Origin of the sequence: Streptomyces sp. (assembly GCF_035644915.1) — a bacterium.
Classification (GTDB): Bacteria; Actinomycetota; Actinomycetes; order Streptomycetales; family Streptomycetaceae; genus Streptomyces.
Genome location: NZ_DASQNP010000002.1, coordinates 20976 through 38561 on the forward strand (window position 1 = coordinate 20976; position 17586 = coordinate 38561).

At 70.9% G+C, this 17586-nt stretch carries 17 protein-coding genes; 9 read left to right on the forward strand and 8 right to left on the reverse strand.

The window, feature by feature from the left end:
- Window positions 1-27: 27 nt before the first annotated feature.
- Window positions 28-1521, reverse strand: a complete 1494-nt coding sequence (locus VE546_RS00130; RefSeq protein ID WP_324916210.1) for a glycosyltransferase family 87 protein — start codon at window positions 1519-1521, stop codon at window positions 28-30.
- A 201-nt stretch (window positions 1522-1722) separates the two neighbouring features.
- On the reverse strand, window positions 1723-4359 hold the full coding sequence (locus VE546_RS00135; RefSeq protein WP_324916213.1) for a transglycosylase domain-containing protein: 2637 nt from the start codon (window positions 4357-4359) through the stop codon (window positions 1723-1725).
- Window positions 4360-4830: 471 nt separating this feature from the next.
- Here VE546_RS00135 and VE546_RS00140 point away from each other — a divergent pair, with 471 nt between their 5' ends.
- A complete protein-coding gene (locus VE546_RS00140; protein ID WP_324916217.1) occupies window positions 4831-5448 on the forward strand; it encodes a PadR family transcriptional regulator in 618 nt (205 codons plus the stop codon).
- 58 nt (window positions 5449-5506) lie between these two features.
- A complete protein-coding gene (locus VE546_RS00145) occupies window positions 5507-6589 on the forward strand; it encodes an inositol-3-phosphate synthase (protein WP_324916220.1) in 1083 nt (360 codons plus the stop codon).
- Between the two features lie 239 nt (window positions 6590-6828).
- On the opposite strand, the gene VE546_RS00150 is transcribed toward VE546_RS00145, so the two are convergent.
- The 3 genes from VE546_RS00150 to VE546_RS00160 all read right to left on the reverse strand — a co-directional run bounded on the left by VE546_RS00150 (window position 6829) and on the right by VE546_RS00160 (window position 9485).
- The gene (locus tag VE546_RS00150) at window positions 6829-7860 is read right to left on the reverse strand and encodes an alanine racemase (protein WP_324916223.1); all 1032 of its coding nucleotides are present in this window, start codon (window positions 7858-7860) and stop codon (window positions 6829-6831) included.
- A gap of 72 nt (window positions 7861-7932) precedes the next feature.
- On the reverse strand, window positions 7933-9051 hold the full coding sequence (locus tag VE546_RS00155) for a lipid II:glycine glycyltransferase FemX (RefSeq protein ID WP_324916226.1): 1119 nt from the start codon (window positions 9049-9051) through the stop codon (window positions 7933-7935).
- A 122-nt stretch (window positions 9052-9173) separates the two neighbouring features.
- A complete protein-coding gene (locus tag VE546_RS00160; RefSeq protein WP_324916229.1) occupies window positions 9174-9485 on the reverse strand; it encodes a hypothetical protein in 312 nt (103 codons plus the stop codon).
- 292 nt (window positions 9486-9777) lie between these two features.
- On the opposite strand from VE546_RS00160, the gene rpsF reads away from it, so the two are divergent.
- The 4 genes from rpsF to rplI all read left to right on the forward strand — a co-directional run bounded on the left by rpsF (window position 9778) and on the right by rplI (window position 11483).
- A complete protein-coding gene (gene rpsF / locus VE546_RS00165) occupies window positions 9778-10068 on the forward strand; it encodes a 30S ribosomal protein S6 (protein ID WP_324916232.1) in 291 nt (96 codons plus the stop codon).
- A gap of 98 nt (window positions 10069-10166) precedes the next feature.
- Window positions 10167-10712 carry a single-stranded DNA-binding protein gene (locus VE546_RS00170; protein ID WP_324916235.1) on the forward strand — a complete coding sequence of 182 codons (546 nt, stop codon included), beginning with the start codon at window positions 10167-10169 and terminating at the stop codon, window positions 10710-10712.
- A 69-nt stretch (window positions 10713-10781) separates the two neighbouring features.
- A complete protein-coding gene (gene rpsR, locus VE546_RS00175; RefSeq protein WP_003978893.1) occupies window positions 10782-11018 on the forward strand; it encodes a 30S ribosomal protein S18 in 237 nt (78 codons plus the stop codon).
- A gap of 18 nt (window positions 11019-11036) precedes the next feature.
- On the forward strand, window positions 11037-11483 hold the full coding sequence (rplI, locus tag VE546_RS00180) for a 50S ribosomal protein L9 (protein ID WP_324916239.1): 447 nt from the start codon (window positions 11037-11039) through the stop codon (window positions 11481-11483).
- A gap of 122 nt (window positions 11484-11605) precedes the next feature.
- Here the strand turns inward: rplI and VE546_RS00185 are convergent, their stop codons facing one another.
- Window positions 11606-12952: an MATE family efflux transporter gene (locus tag VE546_RS00185; RefSeq protein WP_324916242.1), complete on the reverse strand. Its 1347-nt coding sequence runs from the start codon at window positions 12950-12952 to the stop codon at window positions 11606-11608.
- A gap of 387 nt (window positions 12953-13339) precedes the next feature.
- Between VE546_RS00185 and dnaB the strand changes: the two genes are divergently transcribed.
- Together dnaB and VE546_RS00195 are read left to right on the forward strand one after the other, a co-directional pair.
- Window positions 13340-14893, forward strand: coding sequence for a replicative DNA helicase (gene dnaB, locus VE546_RS00190; RefSeq protein ID WP_414720363.1), 1554 nt, complete (start codon window positions 13340-13342; stop codon window positions 14891-14893).
- A gap of 181 nt (window positions 14894-15074) precedes the next feature.
- Window positions 15075-15431, forward strand: coding sequence for a hypothetical protein (locus VE546_RS00195; protein ID WP_324916245.1), 357 nt, complete (start codon window positions 15075-15077; stop codon window positions 15429-15431).
- 7 nt (window positions 15432-15438) lie between these two features.
- Here the strand turns inward: VE546_RS00195 and VE546_RS00200 are convergent, their stop codons facing one another.
- On the reverse strand, window positions 15439-15873 hold the full coding sequence (locus tag VE546_RS00200) for a VOC family protein (protein ID WP_324916248.1): 435 nt from the start codon (window positions 15871-15873) through the stop codon (window positions 15439-15441).
- An 81-nt stretch (window positions 15874-15954) separates the two neighbouring features.
- On the opposite strand from VE546_RS00200, the gene VE546_RS00205 reads away from it, so the two are divergent.
- Window positions 15955-16407, forward strand: a complete 453-nt coding sequence (locus VE546_RS00205) for a GNAT family N-acetyltransferase (RefSeq protein WP_324916251.1) — start codon at window positions 15955-15957, stop codon at window positions 16405-16407.
- Between the two features lie 120 nt (window positions 16408-16527).
- Here the strand turns inward: VE546_RS00205 and VE546_RS00210 are convergent, their stop codons facing one another.
- On the reverse strand, window positions 16528-17556 hold the full coding sequence (locus VE546_RS00210) for a restriction endonuclease (protein WP_324916254.1): 1029 nt from the start codon (window positions 17554-17556) through the stop codon (window positions 16528-16530).
- Window positions 17557-17586: the final 30 nt, after the last annotated feature.

Here is a 17586-nt window from a genome sequence, read left to right on the forward strand (position 1 = left end):
GAGAGCGGCGCTTCCGCCGCCGAGGACTCAGCCCTCATGAGGGCGGGTGCCCCACTCCACCGCAGGGGTGTGGCTCCCCTGGGGAGCCATGGGAACCGCACGCTCGCGCCGCCGTCGGTGACCGGGGACGAAGGCACTGTCGGGGGCCTGGTCGAGGACGCCGCCCGAAGGGTCGTCGGAGCCGTCGCGGCGGACCACGTCACGTTCCGGCATGAGGGCGTCCCGCACGACCAGGGCGCACAGGTACAGCGTGCCCAGCAGGTGGACCGCGATGGCGAGCTGGTAGCCCTCGGTGGGCAGTCCGTGCTTGTCGTCGCTGCTGGTGTAGGCGAGGTAGAACCAGATGCCGAGGTAGTAGATCACCTCGCACGCCTGCCAGGCCAGGAAGTCGCGCCAGCGCGGCCGGGCCAGGGCGGCCAGCGGGATGAGCCACAGCACGTACTGCGGCGAGTAGACCTTGTTGGTCACGATGAAGAGGGCGACGACGAGGAAGGCGAGCTGTGCGAAGCGGGGACGCCGCGGCGCGTACAGCGCGAGCGCGGCGATCCCCGCGCAGCCCACCGCCATCAGCACCATGGCGTAGGTGTTGGCGCCCTCCAGGGGGTCGCCGGTGCGCTGCGAGATGATCAGCCAGACCGAACCGAAGTCGACGCCCCGTTCCTCGCTGAAGGTGTAGAACTTCGACCAGCCGTCCGTCGCCAGCGCCATGATGGGCAGGTTCACCACCAGCCACGAGGCCACCGTCCCGCCCAGGGCCGCTCCGAACGCCCGCCACCGCCCCGCGCGCCAGCAGAGCGCCAGCAGCGGTCCCAACAGCAGGAACGGGTAGAACTTGGCGGCGGTCGCGAGCCCCAGCAGCACCCCGGAGGCGAGCGGACGGCTCCGCGACCACATCAGCATCGCCGCGGCGGTCAGGGACACGGCCAGCAGGTCCCAGTTGATGGTCGCGGTCAGCGCGAGGGCCGGGGCGAAGGCGACCAGCAGTGCGTCCCAGGGCCGGCGCCGGTGCGTACGGGCGACGCACACCACCAGGACGGCGGCGCACACCATCAGCATCCCGGCATTGACCATCCAGTAGATCTGCTGCCGGTGCATCATCTCGCCGTCGTTCGGGGTGAGCCAGGAGGCGACCTCCATGAACACCCCGGTCAGCACCGGGTACTCCAGGTACTCCATGCCCCCGGAGACGGTCTGCGGAATGCGGTCGAAGTACGGCGTGAGGTCGGCGGCGAAGCCGCGACCGGTGTAGAGGTGCGGGATGTCGGAGTAGCAGGCGTGCACGTACTGGCTGCTCGGACCGCGGAACCAGCCGCTCTCGTAGCAGGGCAGCTTCTGCACCATGCCGAGCGCGAACATCCCCATCGCCACCAGCAGCACGACCCGCACCGGCGTCCACCAGTACCGCCCGGTCAGCGCGCGCCTGCCGATCGGCCCGCCGATCAGCTCGCTGCCCGCGGCGGCGATGTCGTCCTGAGCGGTGGGCCGTACCGGTGCCTGTGGGTCCTGGCGGGCGATCGTCATGGGCCCATCCTGCCGTATGGCGGGGCCGGGCTCGCGGGGTTGTAGGGGGTGGGGGCCCGTAGTTCCGCGGCGGTCCCGCGACAGCCTGGCGGGGGTTTCCCGGGCCCGGCTCCGGGCGGTCGGCAAAAACCGGGGGCGGCGCCGGATCCGGCGCCGCCCCCGGTCGGAACAGCAGGTCGAGCAGCAGGTCAGAGCCTGGGATCAGCCATCGTCGCCCTGGCCCCAGATCGTATTGCCGCCGTTCTCGTTGTTGCCCGGGCGGCCCGTGGTGCTGCCCTGGTCGGTTCCGCCGTCCGCACCCGTGGTGCTGCCCTGGTCGGTTCCGCCGTCCGCGCCCGTGGTGCTGCCCTGGTCGGTTCCGCCCGTCTGGCCCTGGGTCTGGCCTTCGGTGTCGTTGCAGAACAGGTCCCTGGGGTTACAGGTGGTCGACGGCGTCGCGGACGGCGACGGGGTGCTCGGCGACGGGGAGCTGCTGGGCTCCTCCGTCTCCGTCTCGGACGGCGAGGGCTCGGGCGTCTCGGTCACGCTGGGCGTCGGGGACGCCGTACCGGCCTGGTCGATCCGCTTGCCGACCGGGACGGCCTGGGGGAAGTCCTTCGCCGGCTGGCCCTTGAGCGCGGCCCGCATGTACTCCACCCACACCTGGGTGGGCAGCTCACCACCGTGGATGGAGTCGAAGCCGCCGGTGCCGTTCATCGACAGCAGACCGGGCACGTCGGGCTTCGAGCGGAACATCGTCACCGAGGTGGAGAGCTGCGGGGTGTAACCGACCCACCAGGCGGACTTGTTCTTGTCGGTCGTACCGGTCTTGCCCGCCGCGGGGCGGCCCAGGTCGCGGGCCCTCAGGTAGCCGGTGCCGTGCGGCTTCTCGATGACGCCGCGGAGCACGTTGGTGACGTTGTTGGCGATGTTGCTGTCCATCGCCGTCTCCTTCTGCGGCCTGTCGAAGCCCGGCCTCTCCTCGCCCTCGTACTCCACCTTCGTCACCGAGTAGGTGTCGACGTGGGTGCCGGAGGCCGCGAAGGTCGCGTACGCGTTGGCCATCTCGATGGCGCCCGGGGTGGAGGTGCCCAGCGCGAAGGAGGGGTTGAGGTTCGGGTCGAAGCTGTCCTTCTCGATGCCCGCGTCCGCGGCCACGTCCCGCACCTTGTCCATGCCCACGTCCATGCCGAGCTGGACGAAGGGGGTGTTGGCGGAGACCTCCATGGCCCGGCGCAGGCTGATGTAGCCGTGGTCCTTGTCGCCGTCGTTCACCTGGTAGAAGGGGTTGCCCTCCTTGTCCAGGTAGTCGCTGCCGTCCTGCTCCTTGACCTTGAGCCTGTTGTTGCCGTTGTACTCGCTCTCCGGCGAGACGCCCGTGCCCTGGCTCCGGTACGTGCCGTACTCCATGGCCGCGGCCAGCACGAACGGCTTCCAGGTCGAACCGACCGGGACGCCCTGGGTGTCGGCGTTGTTGGTGAAGTGGCCGTTCTCGAAGCCCGGACCGCCGTAGATCGCGACGAGCTTGCCCGTGCCCGGCTCGACCGAGGCCGCGCCGAACTGGACGTGCTGGTCCTTCTCGGGGCGCTTCTTGGGGTCGATGTACTCCTTCTGGACCTTGTCGACCGCCTTGGCCAGCGCCGCCGTCTTCTTCTTGTCGAAGGTCGTGTGGACCTGGTAGCCGCCCTGGCCGAACTGCTGCTGGGTGATGCCGAGCTTGGCCTTCACCTCGGCTTCGGCGATGGACACCAGATAACCGACCTGCCCGGTCTGGCCGGCCAGAGGCTTGCGGGGAGCGGTCTTGGGGAACTCGTACGAGTCCCGCTCGGCCTTGCTCATCATGCCCAGGTCGACCTGCCGGTCCAGGATCCAGTTCCAGCGGCGCTCGGCGCGCTCACGGTTCGCCTCCGGGGAGGAGTACTTCCCCAGGCCGCCGGCCGGGTCGTACAGGTCGGCGCCCTTGAGCACCGTGGCGAGCAGGGCGCTCTCGGCCGGGGTGAGTTTCTTGGCGTCCTTCTCGAAGTACGCCTGGGACGCGGCCTGGATGCCGTACGCGCCCCGCCCGTAGTAGCTGGTGTTCAGGTACCCCCGGAGGATGGTCTTCTTGTCCATCTTGGCGTTGACCTTGATGGAGATGAACAGCTCCTTCACCTTGCGGCTGATGGTCTGTTCCGGCGAGAGGTAGGTGTTCTTGACGAACTGCTGGGTGATGGTGGAACCACCCTGGGTGCTCTGACCTCTGGCTATGTTGAACGCCGCGCGGGCGATGCCCATCGGGTCGACGCCGCTGTCTTCCCAGAAAGTGGCGTTCTCCGCGGCGATGGCCGCGTTCTGCATCGACTTCGGAATGTCTTCCAGGGCGATGTTCTGGCGGTTGGTCTTGTCGACCCGGGCCATCACCGAGCCGTCGGACCAGTAGTAGACGTTGTTCTGCTGGATCGCGGCGGCGTTCTTCTCGTTGGGGACCTCCACTATGGCCAGCGCCAGTCCGGCGAGACCGACGAGCAGACCCATGAACACCAGGCACGTGCCGGTGACCAGCCTCCAGGACGGCGTCCACCGCCGCCAGCCGTGCTTGTCGGACCGCGGATAGTCGATGAGGCGCTTCTTCCCCGGCTCGTACCGTCCGCGTCCCCGGCCGCCCACAGCGGTGGAACCGTTCGCGGCACGGCGCCTGCCCCCCGCGGCGCGCCGGTCCGCGCGCCGGGCGTCGGCCCGGCCGCCGGAGGGATGATCGGAGGGCATGCCGTGGGAGTGGGGATTGGCGCCATGCGGCGGCGCGGCACGCCGACCGCCGGACGGCGGCTGTGCGGCGCGCCGGCCCCGCGACTGCGGTGGCTTGCGACGGTGCTCGCTCATTGGAACAGCTACTCCTCGGGCAGGCGCTCACGCCTGAAGGCGGCAGTGTACTTCCGGTCCCCCGATGTGCGGCCCGCCCAGCTTCCGAGAACTGGCCGCACTGCACCCGGGACGAGGACGCGTTGAAACCCCCGTTGGTTCCCGGTCACGTTCTGCACAGCGGACAGCCTACGCAGCTTCAAAACCTTCCAATGTCGGCAATCGGCAGAAAAGGGCCGAACGAGCTGTGGCGAATCGGGGATGTGAATCCCCTCACCTTTCACCCCCTTGTGGCTCCCGGACCGGCGCTCTATCGTCGGGGCTATCGCCGCGATGTATCGAACCGATACATCGGCCGGAGATAGTGACCGGGAAGGACGGCCGGGCACGGCGGCGGGGGGCGACGACGGGGGCCACGGCTCCGGGACGGGCGCCCCGGCCGGCGCACGGCCGGACGGCCGATGGACCGACGGACGGAGGGAGTTGACGGCGATGGGCAGGCGTTCGGGCATCCTGGAGTTCGCCGTCCTCGGGCTGCTTCGCGAGTCACCGATGCACGGCTACGAGCTGCGCAAGCGGCTCAACACCTCGCTGGGCGTCTTCCGCGCCTTCAGTTACGGCTCCCTCTATCCCTGCCTCAAGACGCTGGTGCAGCGGGGATGGTTGGCCGAGGAGTCCGGTGACGGGTCCGAGGAGGCCCTCGCGGCGCCGCTCGCCGGGCGCCGGGCCAGGATCGTCTACCGGCTGACGCCCGAGGGCAAGGAGCACTTCGAGGAACTCCTCGCCCAGACCGGGCCGGACACCTGGGAGGACGAGCACTTCGGCGTCCGCTTCGCCTTCTTCGGCCAGACCTCGCGCGACGTGCGGATGCGGGTGCTGGAAGGCCGTCGCAGCCGCCTGGAGGAGCGCCTCGCCAAGATGCGCGCCTCCCTGGCCCGCACGCGCGAGCGTCTGGACGACTACACCCTCGAACTCCAGCGACACGGCATGGAGTCCGTGGAGCGCGAGGTCCGCTGGCTCAACGAACTCATCGAGAGCGAGCGGGCGGGGCGCGATCAGAGCCGGGGGGAGACCCCGCCCGATCCGCCCGACGACACCACCGCCAGGTGAGGGCCCGCAGCGTGCGGGTCCTCTTCGGAACGACAGAGAACACAGGGAGCAACCGCCAATGGGTTCGGTTCGCGTAGCCATCGTCGGCGTGGGGAACTGCGCCGCCTCGCTGGTGCAGGGCGTTGAGTACTACAAGGACGCCGACCCGAAGAGCCGCGTGCCGGGTCTGATGCACGTGCAGTTCGGCGACTACCACATCTCGGACATCGAGTTCGTGGCCGCGTTCGACGTGGACGCCAAGAAGGTCGGCCTGGACCTCGCCGACGCCATCGGCGCCAGTGAGAACAACACCATCAAGATCTGCGACGTGCCCCCCACCGGCGTCACCGTCCAGCGCGGCCACACCCTGGACGGCCTGGGCCGGTACTACCGCGAGACCATCGAGGAGTCCTCCGAGGAGCCGGTCGACGTCGTCCAGGTCCTGAAGGACCGCGAGGTCGACGTCCTGGTCTGCTACCTCCCGGTGGGTTCCGAGGAGGCCGCCAAGTACTACGCGCAGTGCGCCATCGACGCGCGTGTCGCCTTCGTCAACGCCCTGCCGGTCTTCATCGCCGGCACCAAGGAGTGGGCGGACAAGTTCACCGAGGCCGGCGTCCCGATCGTCGGTGACGACATCAAGTCCCAGGTGGGCGCCACGATCACGCACCGCGTGCTGGCCAAGCTCTTCGAGGACCGCGGCGTCGTCCTCGACCGCACGATGCAGCTCAACGTCGGCGGCAACATGGACTTCAAGAACATGCTGGAGCGCGACCGCCTGGAGTCCAAGAAGATCTCCAAGACCCAGGCCGTCACCTCCCAGATCCCCGACCGCGACCTGGGCGCGGACAACGTCCACATCGGCCCGTCGGACTACGTGGCCTGGCTGGACGACCGCAAGTGGGCGTACGTCCGGCTGGAGGGCCGTGCGTTCGGCGACGTCCCGCTGAACCTGGAGTACAAGCTGGAGGTCTGGGACTCCCCGAACTCCGCCGGCGTCATCATCGACGCCCTGCGCGCCGCGAAGATCGCCAAGGACCGCGGCATCGGCGGCCCGGTGCTCTCGGCCTCCTCCTACTTCATGAAGTCCCCGCCGGTCCAGTACTTCGACGACCAGGCGCGGGAGAACGTGGAGAAGTTCATCCGCGGTGAGGTCGAGCGCTAGGCGGCACGCCGGGCGGCGGGGGCGCTGAGAGGGCACTGGGCGCTGGCGAAACAGGGGCGTCAGCGAACGGGCCGCAGCGCCGCCGGATGCCGCGCGCCACGGCACCGCGGCACCGCACCGCACCACGCGCGACGGCGAGGGGCCCCGGACACGTGTCCGGGGCCCCTCGCGTTCGTCCTCCTCCGGCGTACGGCCGCGCGGCGATCGGGCGCGGCGCCGCACCGGCGCCGGGCCGGGCGTCAGTGGTCGACCAGCCGGTCGTACTGCGTCGTGGTGTGCCGCAGGATCGCCACCAGCTCGTCGCCGACCTTCGGCTCCGCCGCGTCCTCCGGCACGAACAGGATCGACACCTGCATGTGCGGCGGCTCGGCGAACCAGCGCTGCTTGCCGTCCCACATGAACGGCGACAGGTGGCGGTTGATCGTCGCCAGCCCGGCCCGTGCCACGCCCTTGGCCCGCGGCGTCACGCCGTGCACGGTCTTCGGGGCCTCCAGGCCCACCCCGTGCGAGGTGCCGCCCGCCACCACCACCAGCCAGCCGTCGTCCGGCGCCTTCTGCTGGCGGTAGCCGAAGCGGTCGCCCTTGACCACCCGCGTCACGTCCAGCACCGAGCCCCGGTACTGGGTCGCCTTGTGGTCGCCCAGCCACAGCCGCGTCCCGATCCGCGCCCGGAACCGGGTCTGGGGGAACTGCTGCTGGAGCCGCGCGAACTCCTCCGGCTTCAGGTGGCTGACGAACATCGTCTCCAGCGGCAGCCGGGCGGCCCGCAGCCGGTCCATCCAGCCGATGACCTCCTCCACCGCGTCCGTGCCGTCGGTGCGGTCCAGCGGCAGGTGGATCGCGAAGCCCTCCAGCCGCACGTCGTCGATCGCGGCGTGCAGCTTGCCGAGGTCCTCCTCCATGACCCCGTGCCGCTTCATCGAGCTCATCACCTCGATGACGACGCGCGCCCCCACCAGCGCGTTCACCCCGTCCACCGACGAGACCGTGCGGATCGCCCGGTCCGGCAGCGGCACCGGCTCCTCACCGCGGCGGAACGGGGTCAGCACCAGCAGGTCCCCGCTGAACCAGTCCTTCATGCGGGCGGCCTCGTACGTGGTGCCCACGGCGATGATGTCCGAGCCGAAGCGGGCCACCTCCTCGGCCAGCCGCTCGTGGCCGAAGCCGTAGCCGTTGCCCTTGCAGACCGGTACCAGGCCCGGGAACTGCCGGAGCACCGACTGCTGGTGGGCCCGCCAGCGTTCGGTGTCGACGTAGAGGGTGAGCGCCATGGCCGTGCGGAACCTTTCTCATCGGTCGCGACGGGTCCCCTCGGAACCGTCGGACGTGCGTGGAGTCGGGCGTCAGCGGCGCGACATGTAGATGTCGAGCGCCTTGTGCAGCAGCTTATTGAGCGGAAAGTCCCACTCGCCGAGATACTCCACGGCCTGGCCGCCGGTGCCCACCTTGAACTGGATGAGGCCGAAGAGGTGGTCGCTGTCGTCCAGGGAGTCGCTGATGCCGCGCAGGTCGTAGACGTTCGCCCCCAGCGCGTAGGCGTCCTGGAGCATCCGCCACTGCATCGCGTTCGACGGGCGCACCTCGCGCTTGTGGTTCGCCGACGCGCCGTAGGAGTACCACACGTGCCGGCCCACGATCAGCATGGTGGCGGCCGCCACCGCCTCGCCCTCGTGCATGGCCAGGTACAGCCGCATCCGGTTGGGGTCCTCGGCGTTCAGGGCCTTCCACATCCGCTGGAAGTACACCAGCGGACGCGGCCGGAACCGGTCGCGCTCGGCCGTCACCTCGTACAGCTGCTGCCAGACCGGCAGGTGGTCGTAGCCGCCCTGCACGACCTCGACGCCCGCCTTCTCGGCCTTCTTGATGTTGCGCCGCCAGAGCTGGTTGAAGCCCTTGTGCACCTCGTCCAGCGTCCGGCCCTCCAGCGGCACCTGGAAGACGTAGCGCGGCTGCACGTCGCCGAAGCCGGCGCCGCCGTCCTCGCCCTGCTGCCAGCCCATCCGCCGCAGCCGGTCGGCCACCTCGAACGCGCGCGGCTCGATGTGCGTCGCCTCGACGTCCCGCAGCCGCTTCACCTCGGGGTTCTGGATGCCCGCCTTGATCGCCGGGGCGTCCCAGCGCCGGATCACCACGGGCGGTCCCATCTTCACCGAGAACGCGCCCTTGGCCTTCAGGTGCGCCAGCATCGGGCGCAGCCAGTCCTCCAGGTTGGGCGCGTACCAGTTGATCACCGGCCCTTCGGGCAGGTAGGCGAGATAGCGTTTGACCTTGGGCAACTGTCGGTACAGCACCAGACCGACCCCGACCAGTTCGCCGTTGGCGTCGAACCAGCCCAGGTTCTCCGACCCCCACTCGGTCTTCACGTCCGCCCATGCCGGGACCTGCATGTGGCTGGCCGATGGGAGGCTCCGGATATACGCCAGGTGCTGCTCGCGACTGATCGTCCTCAGGGTCAAGCTCATACGGGGCGCTCCTCCGGCGTACTTCGCAGGGTCTGGCGGGAAGCCTACTGCGGCCGGAAGTGCCCCGAACGTGCCCCGGCCGTGCCCCGGCGGGGCGACGGCGAGCCGGGCCGGTCATCCGGTCAGACGCCGAACAGGCCGCCGTTCCACATGCCGATGAAGAAGCCGACCGCCGCCGCGCCCATGCCGATGACCAGCACGAACCGTTCCTCCGTGGTCGCCGAGATCATCTGTCCCCGGCCGCCGGCGACGACGCCCAGCAGCCCGGCCCAGGAACTGATCAGGTGCAGGCCCGGGAAGAAGCACGTGACGAACGCGACCAGGCCCAGCAGCGCCGTCGCCGCGACGAAGCGGTTCTCGACCGGATGCGGCCGGTTGTCGCTGTTGAGGAGGGAGGCGATCCCCCGCCCCCGCCTCCGTACCGCCTGCGCCATGGGGCACCTCCCGCGGGCCGTCGGAGAACGGCGCCGGGTGACGCCGCTCACATCCGTTGTGTCCAGATTGCGGCGAGCGGACACCGGATTTCAACCGGAGGTCGCGGTGCGGGTACTCTGTACCGTCTGCACGGTGTCTGCCCAGGTCACGACCGGCTCCGGGGGCAGGGATCCCGGAGGTTCCCGGAAAAGCACCCGGGACTGTCAGTGCCGGCCGATACCGTGTTCCACGCATAGACCCTCCTGCCACGGAACGACCGTGGCCGCCGAGTCCAGAGGAGGTGGGTTCCACATGCGTCACTACGAGGTGATGGTCATCCTCGACCCCGATCTCGAGGAGCGCGCTGTCTCCCCGCTGATCGAGAACTTCCTTTCCGTCGTCCGCGAGGGCAACGGGAAGGTCGAGAAGGTCGACACCTGGGGCCGCCGTCGTCTCGCTTACGAGATCAAGAAGAAGCCCGAGGGCATCTACTCGGTCATCGACCTGCGGGCCGAGCCCGCGGTCGTCAAGGAGCTCGACCGTCAGATGAACCTGAACGAGTCGGTCCTCCGGACCAAGGTCCTCCGTCCCGACACCCACTGAGCACCCCGCCCAGCGGAGCGAGGGCCGGGTAGCGCCCCGAGCGCCCGAGCACCACAGCATCACCAGCAGCCAGCAGCACCCCGCCGAGAGGTTCACCCATGGCAGGCGAGACCGTCATCACGGTCGTCGGCAATCTGGTCGACGACCCCGAGCTGCGCTTCACCCCCTCCGGTGCGGCGGTCGCGAAGTTCCGTGTCGCGTCCACCCCCCGCACCTTCGACCGCCAGACCAACGAGTGGAAGGACGGCGAGAGCCTCTTCCTGACCTGCTCGGTCTGGCGCCAGGCGGCGGAGAACGTCGCCGAGTCCCTCACCCGGGGCACCCGCGTCATCGTGCAGGGCCGCCTCAAGCAGCGGTCGTACGAGGACCGCGAGGGCGTCAAGCGCACGGTCTACGAGCTGGACGTCGACGAGGTCGGCGCCAGCCTGCGCAACGCCACGGCCAAGATCACCAAGACCACCGGCCGCGGCGGTCAGGGTGGCGGCGGCTGGGGCGGCGGCCCCGGCGGCCAGCAGGGCGGCGGCGCCCCCGCGGGAGACCCGTGGGCCACGGGCGCGCCGGCCGGCGGCCAGGGCGGCGGTGGCGGCTGGGGCGGTGGCTCCGGCGGTTCCGGCGGTGGCTACTCGGACGAGCCGCCCTTCTGACCGGCCCCTCAGGGCCGGGAAGGGCTGCGCTCACAGGCACAGACTTCTTGAACCAAACGGAGAGAGACAATGGCGAAGCCGCCTGCTCGCAAGCCGAAGAAGAAGGTTTGCGTGTTCTGCAAGGAGAAGATCTCCTACGTCGACTACAAGGACACGAACCTGCTGCGGAAGTTCATTTCCGACCGCGGCAAGATCCGTGCCCGCCGGGTCACCGGCAACTGCACCCAGCACCAGCGTGACGTCGCCACGGCCGTGAAGAACAGCCGTGAGATGGCGCTGCTGCCCTACACCTCGACCGCTCGCTAAGGAAAGGATGACCGACTGATGAAGATCATCCTGACCAATGAGGTCTCCGGTCTCGGCAACGCCGGCGACGTCGTCGAGGTGAAGGACGGGTACGCCCGCAACTACCTCCTCCCCCGCGGTTTCGCGATCCGCTGGACCAGGGGCGGGGAGAAGGACGTCGAGCAGATCCGCCGCGCCCGCAAGAGCCGTGAGATCGCCACGATCGAGCAGGCCAACGAGGTCAAGAGCCAGATCGAGGGCCTCACGGTGCGCCTGAAGGTCCGCGCCGGCGACCAGGGCCGTCTGTTCGGCTCCGTCACCCAGGCCGACATCGCTTCGGCGGTCAAGGCCGCGGGTGGCCCGGACGTCGACAAGCGCCGCATCGAGCTGGGTTCGCCGATCAAGACCCTCGGCTCCCACAAGGTGACGGTGCGCCTGCACCCCGAGGTCACCGCCAGGATCGGCATCGAGGTCGGGGCCGCCTGAGCGGCGACCACCTCGTCCGGCCGGCCGCGGACGCGGCCGGTACGACGGTGACCCACAGGGCCGCGGTCCCGCACGGGACCGCGGCCCTGCGCCGTCTCCGCGCGGGGCGCCGCGCGCGCCCGTCAGGTCCGTACCGCCCCGGTGACGATCCAGCGGCCCGAGCGGGCCCGCAGCCACAGGGTGGCCAGCCGGGTCGCCATCATCAGCCCGGCGACCGTCCACCACAGCGCGGTCAGCCCGCCGCCCAGCGCCGGTACGGCCAGTGCCGCCGGCGCGAACACCACCAGCGTCAGCAGCATCGCCCACGCCAGGTACGGCCCGTCGCCCGCGCCCATCAGTACCCCGTCCAGCACGAAGACGACCCCGGCGACGGGCGAGGTCACCGCCACCACCAGCAGTACGGGCGTCAGCACGTCGTGCACGGCCGGGTCCGAGGTGAACAGCGGCAGCAGCAGCGGGCGCGCCGCGACCACCAGCGCCCCCAGCACCGCCCCGGACGCGATCCCCCACTGCACCATCCGGCGGCAGGCGGCCCGCGCCCCCTCCGCGTCGCCCGCCCCCAGATACCGGCCGATGATCGCCTGTCCGGCGATGGCGATGGCGTCGAGCGCGAAGGCCAGCAGCGACCACAGGGTGAGCGTGACCTGGTGCGCGGCCACCTCGGCGTCGCCCAGCCGCGCCGCGACGGCGGTCGCGAGCACCAGCACGGCGCGCAGCGACAGGGTGCGCACCAGCAGGGGGACCCCGGCCCGGCCGCTGGCCCTGATCCCGGCGGCGTCCGGCCGCAGCGAGGCCCCGTGCCGTCTGGCTCCCCTGACCACCACGGCCAGGTAGACGGCCGCCATCGCGCACTGGGCGATCACCGTGCCCCAGGCCGATCCGGCGATGCCGAGCCCGGCGCCGTACACCAGGAGGAGGTTGAGCACGAGGTTGGCCGAGAAGCCGCCGACGGCCACGTACAGCGGGGTGCGGGTGTCCTGCAGTCCGCGCAGCACGCCGGTGGCCGCGAGGACGACGAGCATCGCCGGGATGCCCAGCGCGCTGATCCGCAGGTAGGTCACGGCGTACGGCGCCGCGCTGTCCGAGGCGCCGAACGCGCCGACGAGCGCGGGCGCCGTGGGCAGTACGGCGGCCACCACCGCGGCGCCGAGCAGCAGGGCCAGCCAGATCCCGTCCATGCCCTGCCGGATCGCGGCGGGCAGGTCCCCGGCGCCGACGCGGCGGGCGACGGCGGCGGTGGTGCCGTAGGCGAGGAAGACGAAGACGTTCACACCGGTCGTCAGCAGCGTGGCGGCGATGCCGAGTCCGGCGAGCTGCGGGGTGCCCAGGTGGCCGACGATCGCGCTGTCGGCCATGACGAACAGGGGCTCCGCGACGAGCGCGCCGAAGGCGGGGAGCGCCAGCGCGATGATCTCGCGGTCGTGGCGGCGGGCCGCAGTGCGCCCGGTGGGCGGGGGAGCGTGTGTCATGATCCGATCCAAACATCCACAAGTAACGGTTGCAAGGGTACTGCGTCCCTTACAGAAGCTCACCTGGAGTGAGATCCTCTGCGCCGTTTGTCGCGATCTTGGCGCGCGTCGGGAAGTTTTTCTCCTGCACAGCCGGTGGATGACGAAACCGCAGGTCAGGGGCGCTTCCTCAGAAGAGGCTCCAACTTCTCCACAGGCCCGTCCCCCGCCTCGTGCACAGGATTCGCCGAGTTCTCCACAGACTGGGCCCGCTCATCCACATGCCCTGTGGATAACCAGATTGGCTGGAGCCGTCCACAGCCCTACCGTTGTCCGGCGCCCGCCCGCCGTTCCCCTCTCCTGCGCCACGGACTCGGCACGCCACAACTGCCAGGCGGGCGCGCCCACATGTCAGTCCCGTGCCGTAGGAAAAGGGGCACGGCCGCGAGGAACGGGAGGAGGTGGCGGGTGACGCAGTCCGAGCACGTCGACAGCCCGGCACCCGGTTACGCCCCCGGCACGGGAGGGGTCGGACCGGGTGACCACCTGGCCGTCTCCCGCCAGCGCCGCGGCGCGGCACTTGACGGCGAGCGGCACGACCGCGGTCCTGACACCTGGTCGGCGGGCGCGGCCGGCGCCTTCGAACGCGTGCCCCCGCAGGACCTCGACGCCGAACAGTCGGTGCTCGGCGGCATGTTGCTGTCCAAGGACGCCATCGCGGACGTGGTGGAGACCCTGCAGGGCCAGGACTTCTACCGCCCGGCCCACGAGACGATCTACCAGGCGATCCTCGACCTGTACGCCAAGGGGGAGCCCGCCGACCCCATCACGGTCGCCGCGGAGCTGACCCGGCGCGGCGAGATCGCCAAGGTCGGCGGTCCCGGCTACCTCCACTCCCTGGTCCAGACGGTCCCCACCGCGGCCAACGCCCAGTACTACGCGGAGATCGTCCACGAGCGCGCCATCCTGCGCCGGCTGGTCGAGGCGGGCACCCGCATCACCCAGATGGGATACGCGGCCGACGGCGACGTCGACGAGATCGTCAACTCCGCCCAGGCCGAGATCTACGCCGTCACCGAGCAGCGCACCTCGGAGGACTACCTCCCCCTCGCCGAGATCATGGAGGGCACGCTCGACGAGATCGAGGCGATCGGCTCGCGCAGCGGCCAGATGTCGGGCGTCCCGACGGGCTTCACCGACCTGGACTCCCTCACCAACGGCCTCCACCCGGGCCAGATGATCGTCATCGCGGCGAGGCCCGCCATGGGAAAGTCCACCCTGGCCCTGGACTTCGCCCGCGCGTGCTCGATCAAGCACAACCTGCCCAGCGTGATCTTCTCGCTGGAGATGGGGCGCAACGAGATCGCGATGCGCCTGCTGTCGGCCGAGGCGCGGGTGGCGCTGCACCACATGCGGTCGGGCAGCATGACGGACGAGGACTGGAACCGGCTGGCGCGTCAGATGCCGGAGGTCACCAACGCGCCGCTGTACATCGACGACTCGCCGAACCTGACGATGATGGAGATCCGCGCCAAGTGCCGCCGCCTGAAGCAGCGGAACGACCTGCGGCTGGTCATCATCGACTACCTCCAGCTCATGCAGTCGGGCGGCTCGCGCCGTCCCGAGAGCCGCCAGCAGGAGGTCTCGGAGATGTCCCGGAACCTCAAGCTGCTGGCCAAGGAGCTGGAGGTGCCGGTGGTGGCGCTCTCCCAGCTCAACCGCGGCCCCGAGCAGCGCACGGACAAGAAGCCGATGGTCTCGGACCTCCGCGAGTCGGGTTCGATCGAGCAGGACGCCGACATGGTCATCCTGCTCCACCGCGAGGACGCCTACGAGAAGGAGTCGCCGCGTGCGGGCGAGGCGGACCTGATCGTGGCCAAGCACCGCAACGGTCCGACGGCGACGATCACGGTGGCCTTCCAGGGGCACTACTCGCGCTTCGTGGACATGGCCCAGACGTGACCGCGGCCCGCCCCGGCGCCGGGGCGGACCGCAGGGCCCGGTGGATTCGCCGCGCGGGCGGAGCCGGGAATGCCGGAGGGGCGTACGAGGAGCGGCCCTCGCGGCGGGTGGACGGCGCGGTGGTGTGGCGCCGGGACGCGCCTGGGGCATCCGCCGGGCGCGGAGCCTGCCGGACGGGTGCATGGACCTGAGCTGGACCGCCGGCGGGCCGCTGGTGGCCGGCCCCGGCATCCGGGCCCATCCGGTCGAGGGCTCCCCCGGCACCCGCCACGTGGGGCTGCGGTTCGCGCCCGGCACCGGGCCGCGCGTCCTGGGCGTACCGGCGCACGAGCTGCGCGACGCGCGGATGCCGCTCGACGCGCTCCGGCCGGAGCGCACGGTGCGGGAGCTGACCGAGCGGGGGCCGGGGCGGCTGCGCCGGGCGCCGGACGGCCCGCTGTCCCGGGCGGTGGCGGCTGCGCTGCGCGACGGCGGGAGCGTCGCGGCCCTGCCGGGTACGCCGACCGGGCGCACCTGTCGCGTGAGGTGCGGGTGCTGACGGTGGTTCAGCTCTCGGTGCTGCTGTCGGGGCCACTGTCGGACCGAGCGTCCGGCAGGGGGGCGAAGAGGGCGACCGTGTTGCCGTCGGGGTCCTGGACGAGGGCGTACCGCTGTCCCCAGACGGCGTCCCACGGCTCCCGGTGACCGGTGTGTCCGGCCCGGGTCAGGTCGGCGTACAGGTTGTCGACGTCGGCGGGATCGTCGCAGGCGAAGGCCAGCTCGACGCGGCTGCCGCCCCGGGGCGGAGTCCAGCCGGGGTCGAAGGAACGGACGGTCTCGACGGTGTCCCAGGCGAGGCGCAGTCCGCCGGGCAGTGCGACCTCCACATGGGACTCTCCGTCGGCGCCGGCGGGGACGTCGAGTCCGAGGCGGCGGTAGAACGCGAGTGAGGCGGCCATGTCGCTCACGACGAGGCCGACGAGGTCGAATCGGGGCGTCATGCGGCCACGGTAGGCGGCGGTGCGGCCGGTGGTCTTGAAGGAATCGGACGTCCCGTGCGCGGGGCGCATAGGGTCCGGACCATGAGCGACTTCGAGATACGGCCCGCGGCGGTAGACGACCTGCGGGCCATCGTGGACATGCTCGCCGACGACCCGCTGGGCGCCCGGCGCGAGTCACCCGACGACCTCGCCCCGTACCGCGCCGCCTACGAGCGCATCGCCGCCGATCCCCGGCAGCACCTGGTCGTCGCCGTCCGCGACGGCCGGGTGGTCGGCACGCTCCAGCTCACCGTCGTCCCCGGGCTCTCGCGGCGCGGCGCGAGCCGCGCGCTCATCGAGGCCGTGCGCGTCCGCTCCGGCGAGCGCGGCGGCGGCCTGGGCACCCGGCTGATCGAGTGGGCGATCGAGGAGTCCCGCCGACTGGGCTGTTCCCTGGTCCAGCTCACCTCCGACGCCACCCGCACCGACGCCCACCGCTTCTACGAGCGACTGGGCTTCACCGCCTCGCACGTGGGCTTCAAGCTGGCGCTGTGAACGGCCCGCGGGCCGCGGGGGCCGCCGACCGCCGCTAGACTGCCGCCGAGGCCCGAAGCCGCAAATTCCGCTTGCGACTTCGGGCCTTCGTGCGCGAACGCGCGCCGGCCGTCAGCGCCGTCAGCGCAGCACCTGCAGCACCGTCCCGGCGCTCCACGCCTCCAGCAGGGCGCGGTGCACGGCGGTGACCCCGTGGCGGGTGGCGAGGTCCAGCGCGGCGGGGGTGAACGCGGAGGTGGTGACGAACAGGGCCACCTCCGCCCCGTACTCCGCCCCCGCCGTCCCGATGAACTCCCGCATCTCCCCGCTCTCCACGGCCCGGTGCGGGGCGGAGGGCACGCACCGCACCGCCAGCCGCCGCCCGTCGGCCGTCCGCCCGACGAGGTCCGTGCCCGGGCGGCCGGTGCCGCCGGCGCCGCCGGTGCCGCCGGTGCCGGTCACGGTGCATCCGTCGCGGCGGCAGAGCCCGGCCACGTGCTCCTCGAACGTGCGCCGCTCCATCGCGTCCCCGGCCGCCACCGCCCCCACCGGCTCCCGTCCGCGGAGGGCCTGCTTGACGCGTTCGAGGTCCTCGCGGATCTCGGCCAGCTCGCGGCGCTGCTCGCCGGACGCCCGGATGAGGTGGTTCAGCATCGGGACGATGGTCTGGCCGATGATCCGGCTCGCGGTCTCCGTGCTGATGCGGGTGATGCGCTCGTCCAGGGCGGTGAGATCGAGGTCGACGTGGGCGCGGATCAGGTTGTCCACAGGCTGGGGACGGACGTTCTCCTCGGTGTCCAGCAGATACGCACGCACCTGACGTGCGACGACGCTGTCGCGCAGCAGCATCGCGACGTTGAGGACGGTACGCCGGGAGAAGATGGCCACAGAGCGGGTGCGTGCGGACAGTCCACAGAGTTGCTTGAAGCAACTCAGTTCCGAACCTGTGAGGACACGGTATCCGTTGGCCTCCAGCTCCTCGCGGTGGTCGTGCACGACGGCGCGGATGACGGTCTCACCGACCTCGAAGTAGGAGGCCACCATCTGCGTCGTGACGTGCACTCCGTCCGGCAGGACGGAGAGCGCCTTGACCTTGTCGAGCACCTCCGTACGGCCCGCCACGCTCCCGCGCTGCGACCGCGAATCCAGCAGGACGCTCTCGCTCACCATCGCCGTCTCCTCCGATCCTCCGGACGGGTG

What these genes read in the sequence shown, in the direction of transcription:
- VE546_RS00130 (WP_324916210.1), bottom strand. Translation starts at nt 1,521, where the DNA reads ATGACGATCGCCCGCCAGGACCCACAGGCACCGGTACGGCCCACCGCT.
- VE546_RS00135 (WP_324916213.1), bottom strand. Translation starts at nt 4,359, where the DNA reads ATGAGCGAGCACCGTCGCAAGCCACCGCAGTCGCGGGGCCGGCGCGCC.
- VE546_RS00140 (WP_324916217.1), top strand. Translation starts at nt 4,831, where the DNA reads ATGGGCAGGCGTTCGGGCATCCTGGAGTTCGCCGTCCTCGGGCTGCTT.
- VE546_RS00145 (WP_324916220.1), top strand. Translation starts at nt 5,507, where the DNA reads ATGGGTTCGGTTCGCGTAGCCATCGTCGGCGTGGGGAACTGCGCCGCC.
- VE546_RS00150 (WP_324916223.1), bottom strand. Translation starts at nt 7,860, where the DNA reads ATGGCGCTCACCCTCTACGTCGACACCGAACGCTGGCGGGCCCACCAG.
- VE546_RS00155 (WP_324916226.1), bottom strand. Translation starts at nt 9,051, where the DNA reads ATGAGCTTGACCCTGAGGACGATCAGTCGCGAGCAGCACCTGGCGTAT.
- VE546_RS00160 (WP_324916229.1), bottom strand. Translation starts at nt 9,485, where the DNA reads ATGGCGCAGGCGGTACGGAGGCGGGGGCGGGGGATCGCCTCCCTCCTC.
- rpsF (WP_324916232.1), top strand. Translation starts at nt 9,778, where the DNA reads ATGCGTCACTACGAGGTGATGGTCATCCTCGACCCCGATCTCGAGGAG.
- VE546_RS00170 (WP_324916235.1), top strand. Translation starts at nt 10,167, where the DNA reads ATGGCAGGCGAGACCGTCATCACGGTCGTCGGCAATCTGGTCGACGAC.
- rpsR (WP_003978893.1), top strand. Translation starts at nt 10,782, where the DNA reads ATGGCGAAGCCGCCTGCTCGCAAGCCGAAGAAGAAGGTTTGCGTGTTC.
- rplI (WP_324916239.1), top strand. Translation starts at nt 11,037, where the DNA reads ATGAAGATCATCCTGACCAATGAGGTCTCCGGTCTCGGCAACGCCGGC.
- VE546_RS00185 (WP_324916242.1), bottom strand. Translation starts at nt 12,952, where the DNA reads ATGACACACGCTCCCCCGCCCACCGGGCGCACTGCGGCCCGCCGCCAC.
- dnaB (WP_414720363.1), top strand. Translation starts at nt 13,340, where the DNA reads ATGTCAGTCCCGTGCCGTAGGAAAAGGGGCACGGCCGCGAGGAACGGG.
- VE546_RS00195 (WP_324916245.1), top strand. Translation starts at nt 15,075, where the DNA reads ATGGACCTGAGCTGGACCGCCGGCGGGCCGCTGGTGGCCGGCCCCGGC.
- VE546_RS00200 (WP_324916248.1), bottom strand. Translation starts at nt 15,873, where the DNA reads ATGACGCCCCGATTCGACCTCGTCGGCCTCGTCGTGAGCGACATGGCC.
- VE546_RS00205 (WP_324916251.1), top strand. Translation starts at nt 15,955, where the DNA reads ATGAGCGACTTCGAGATACGGCCCGCGGCGGTAGACGACCTGCGGGCC.
- VE546_RS00210 (WP_324916254.1), bottom strand. Translation starts at nt 17,556, where the DNA reads ATGGTGAGCGAGAGCGTCCTGCTGGATTCGCGGTCGCAGCGCGGGAGC.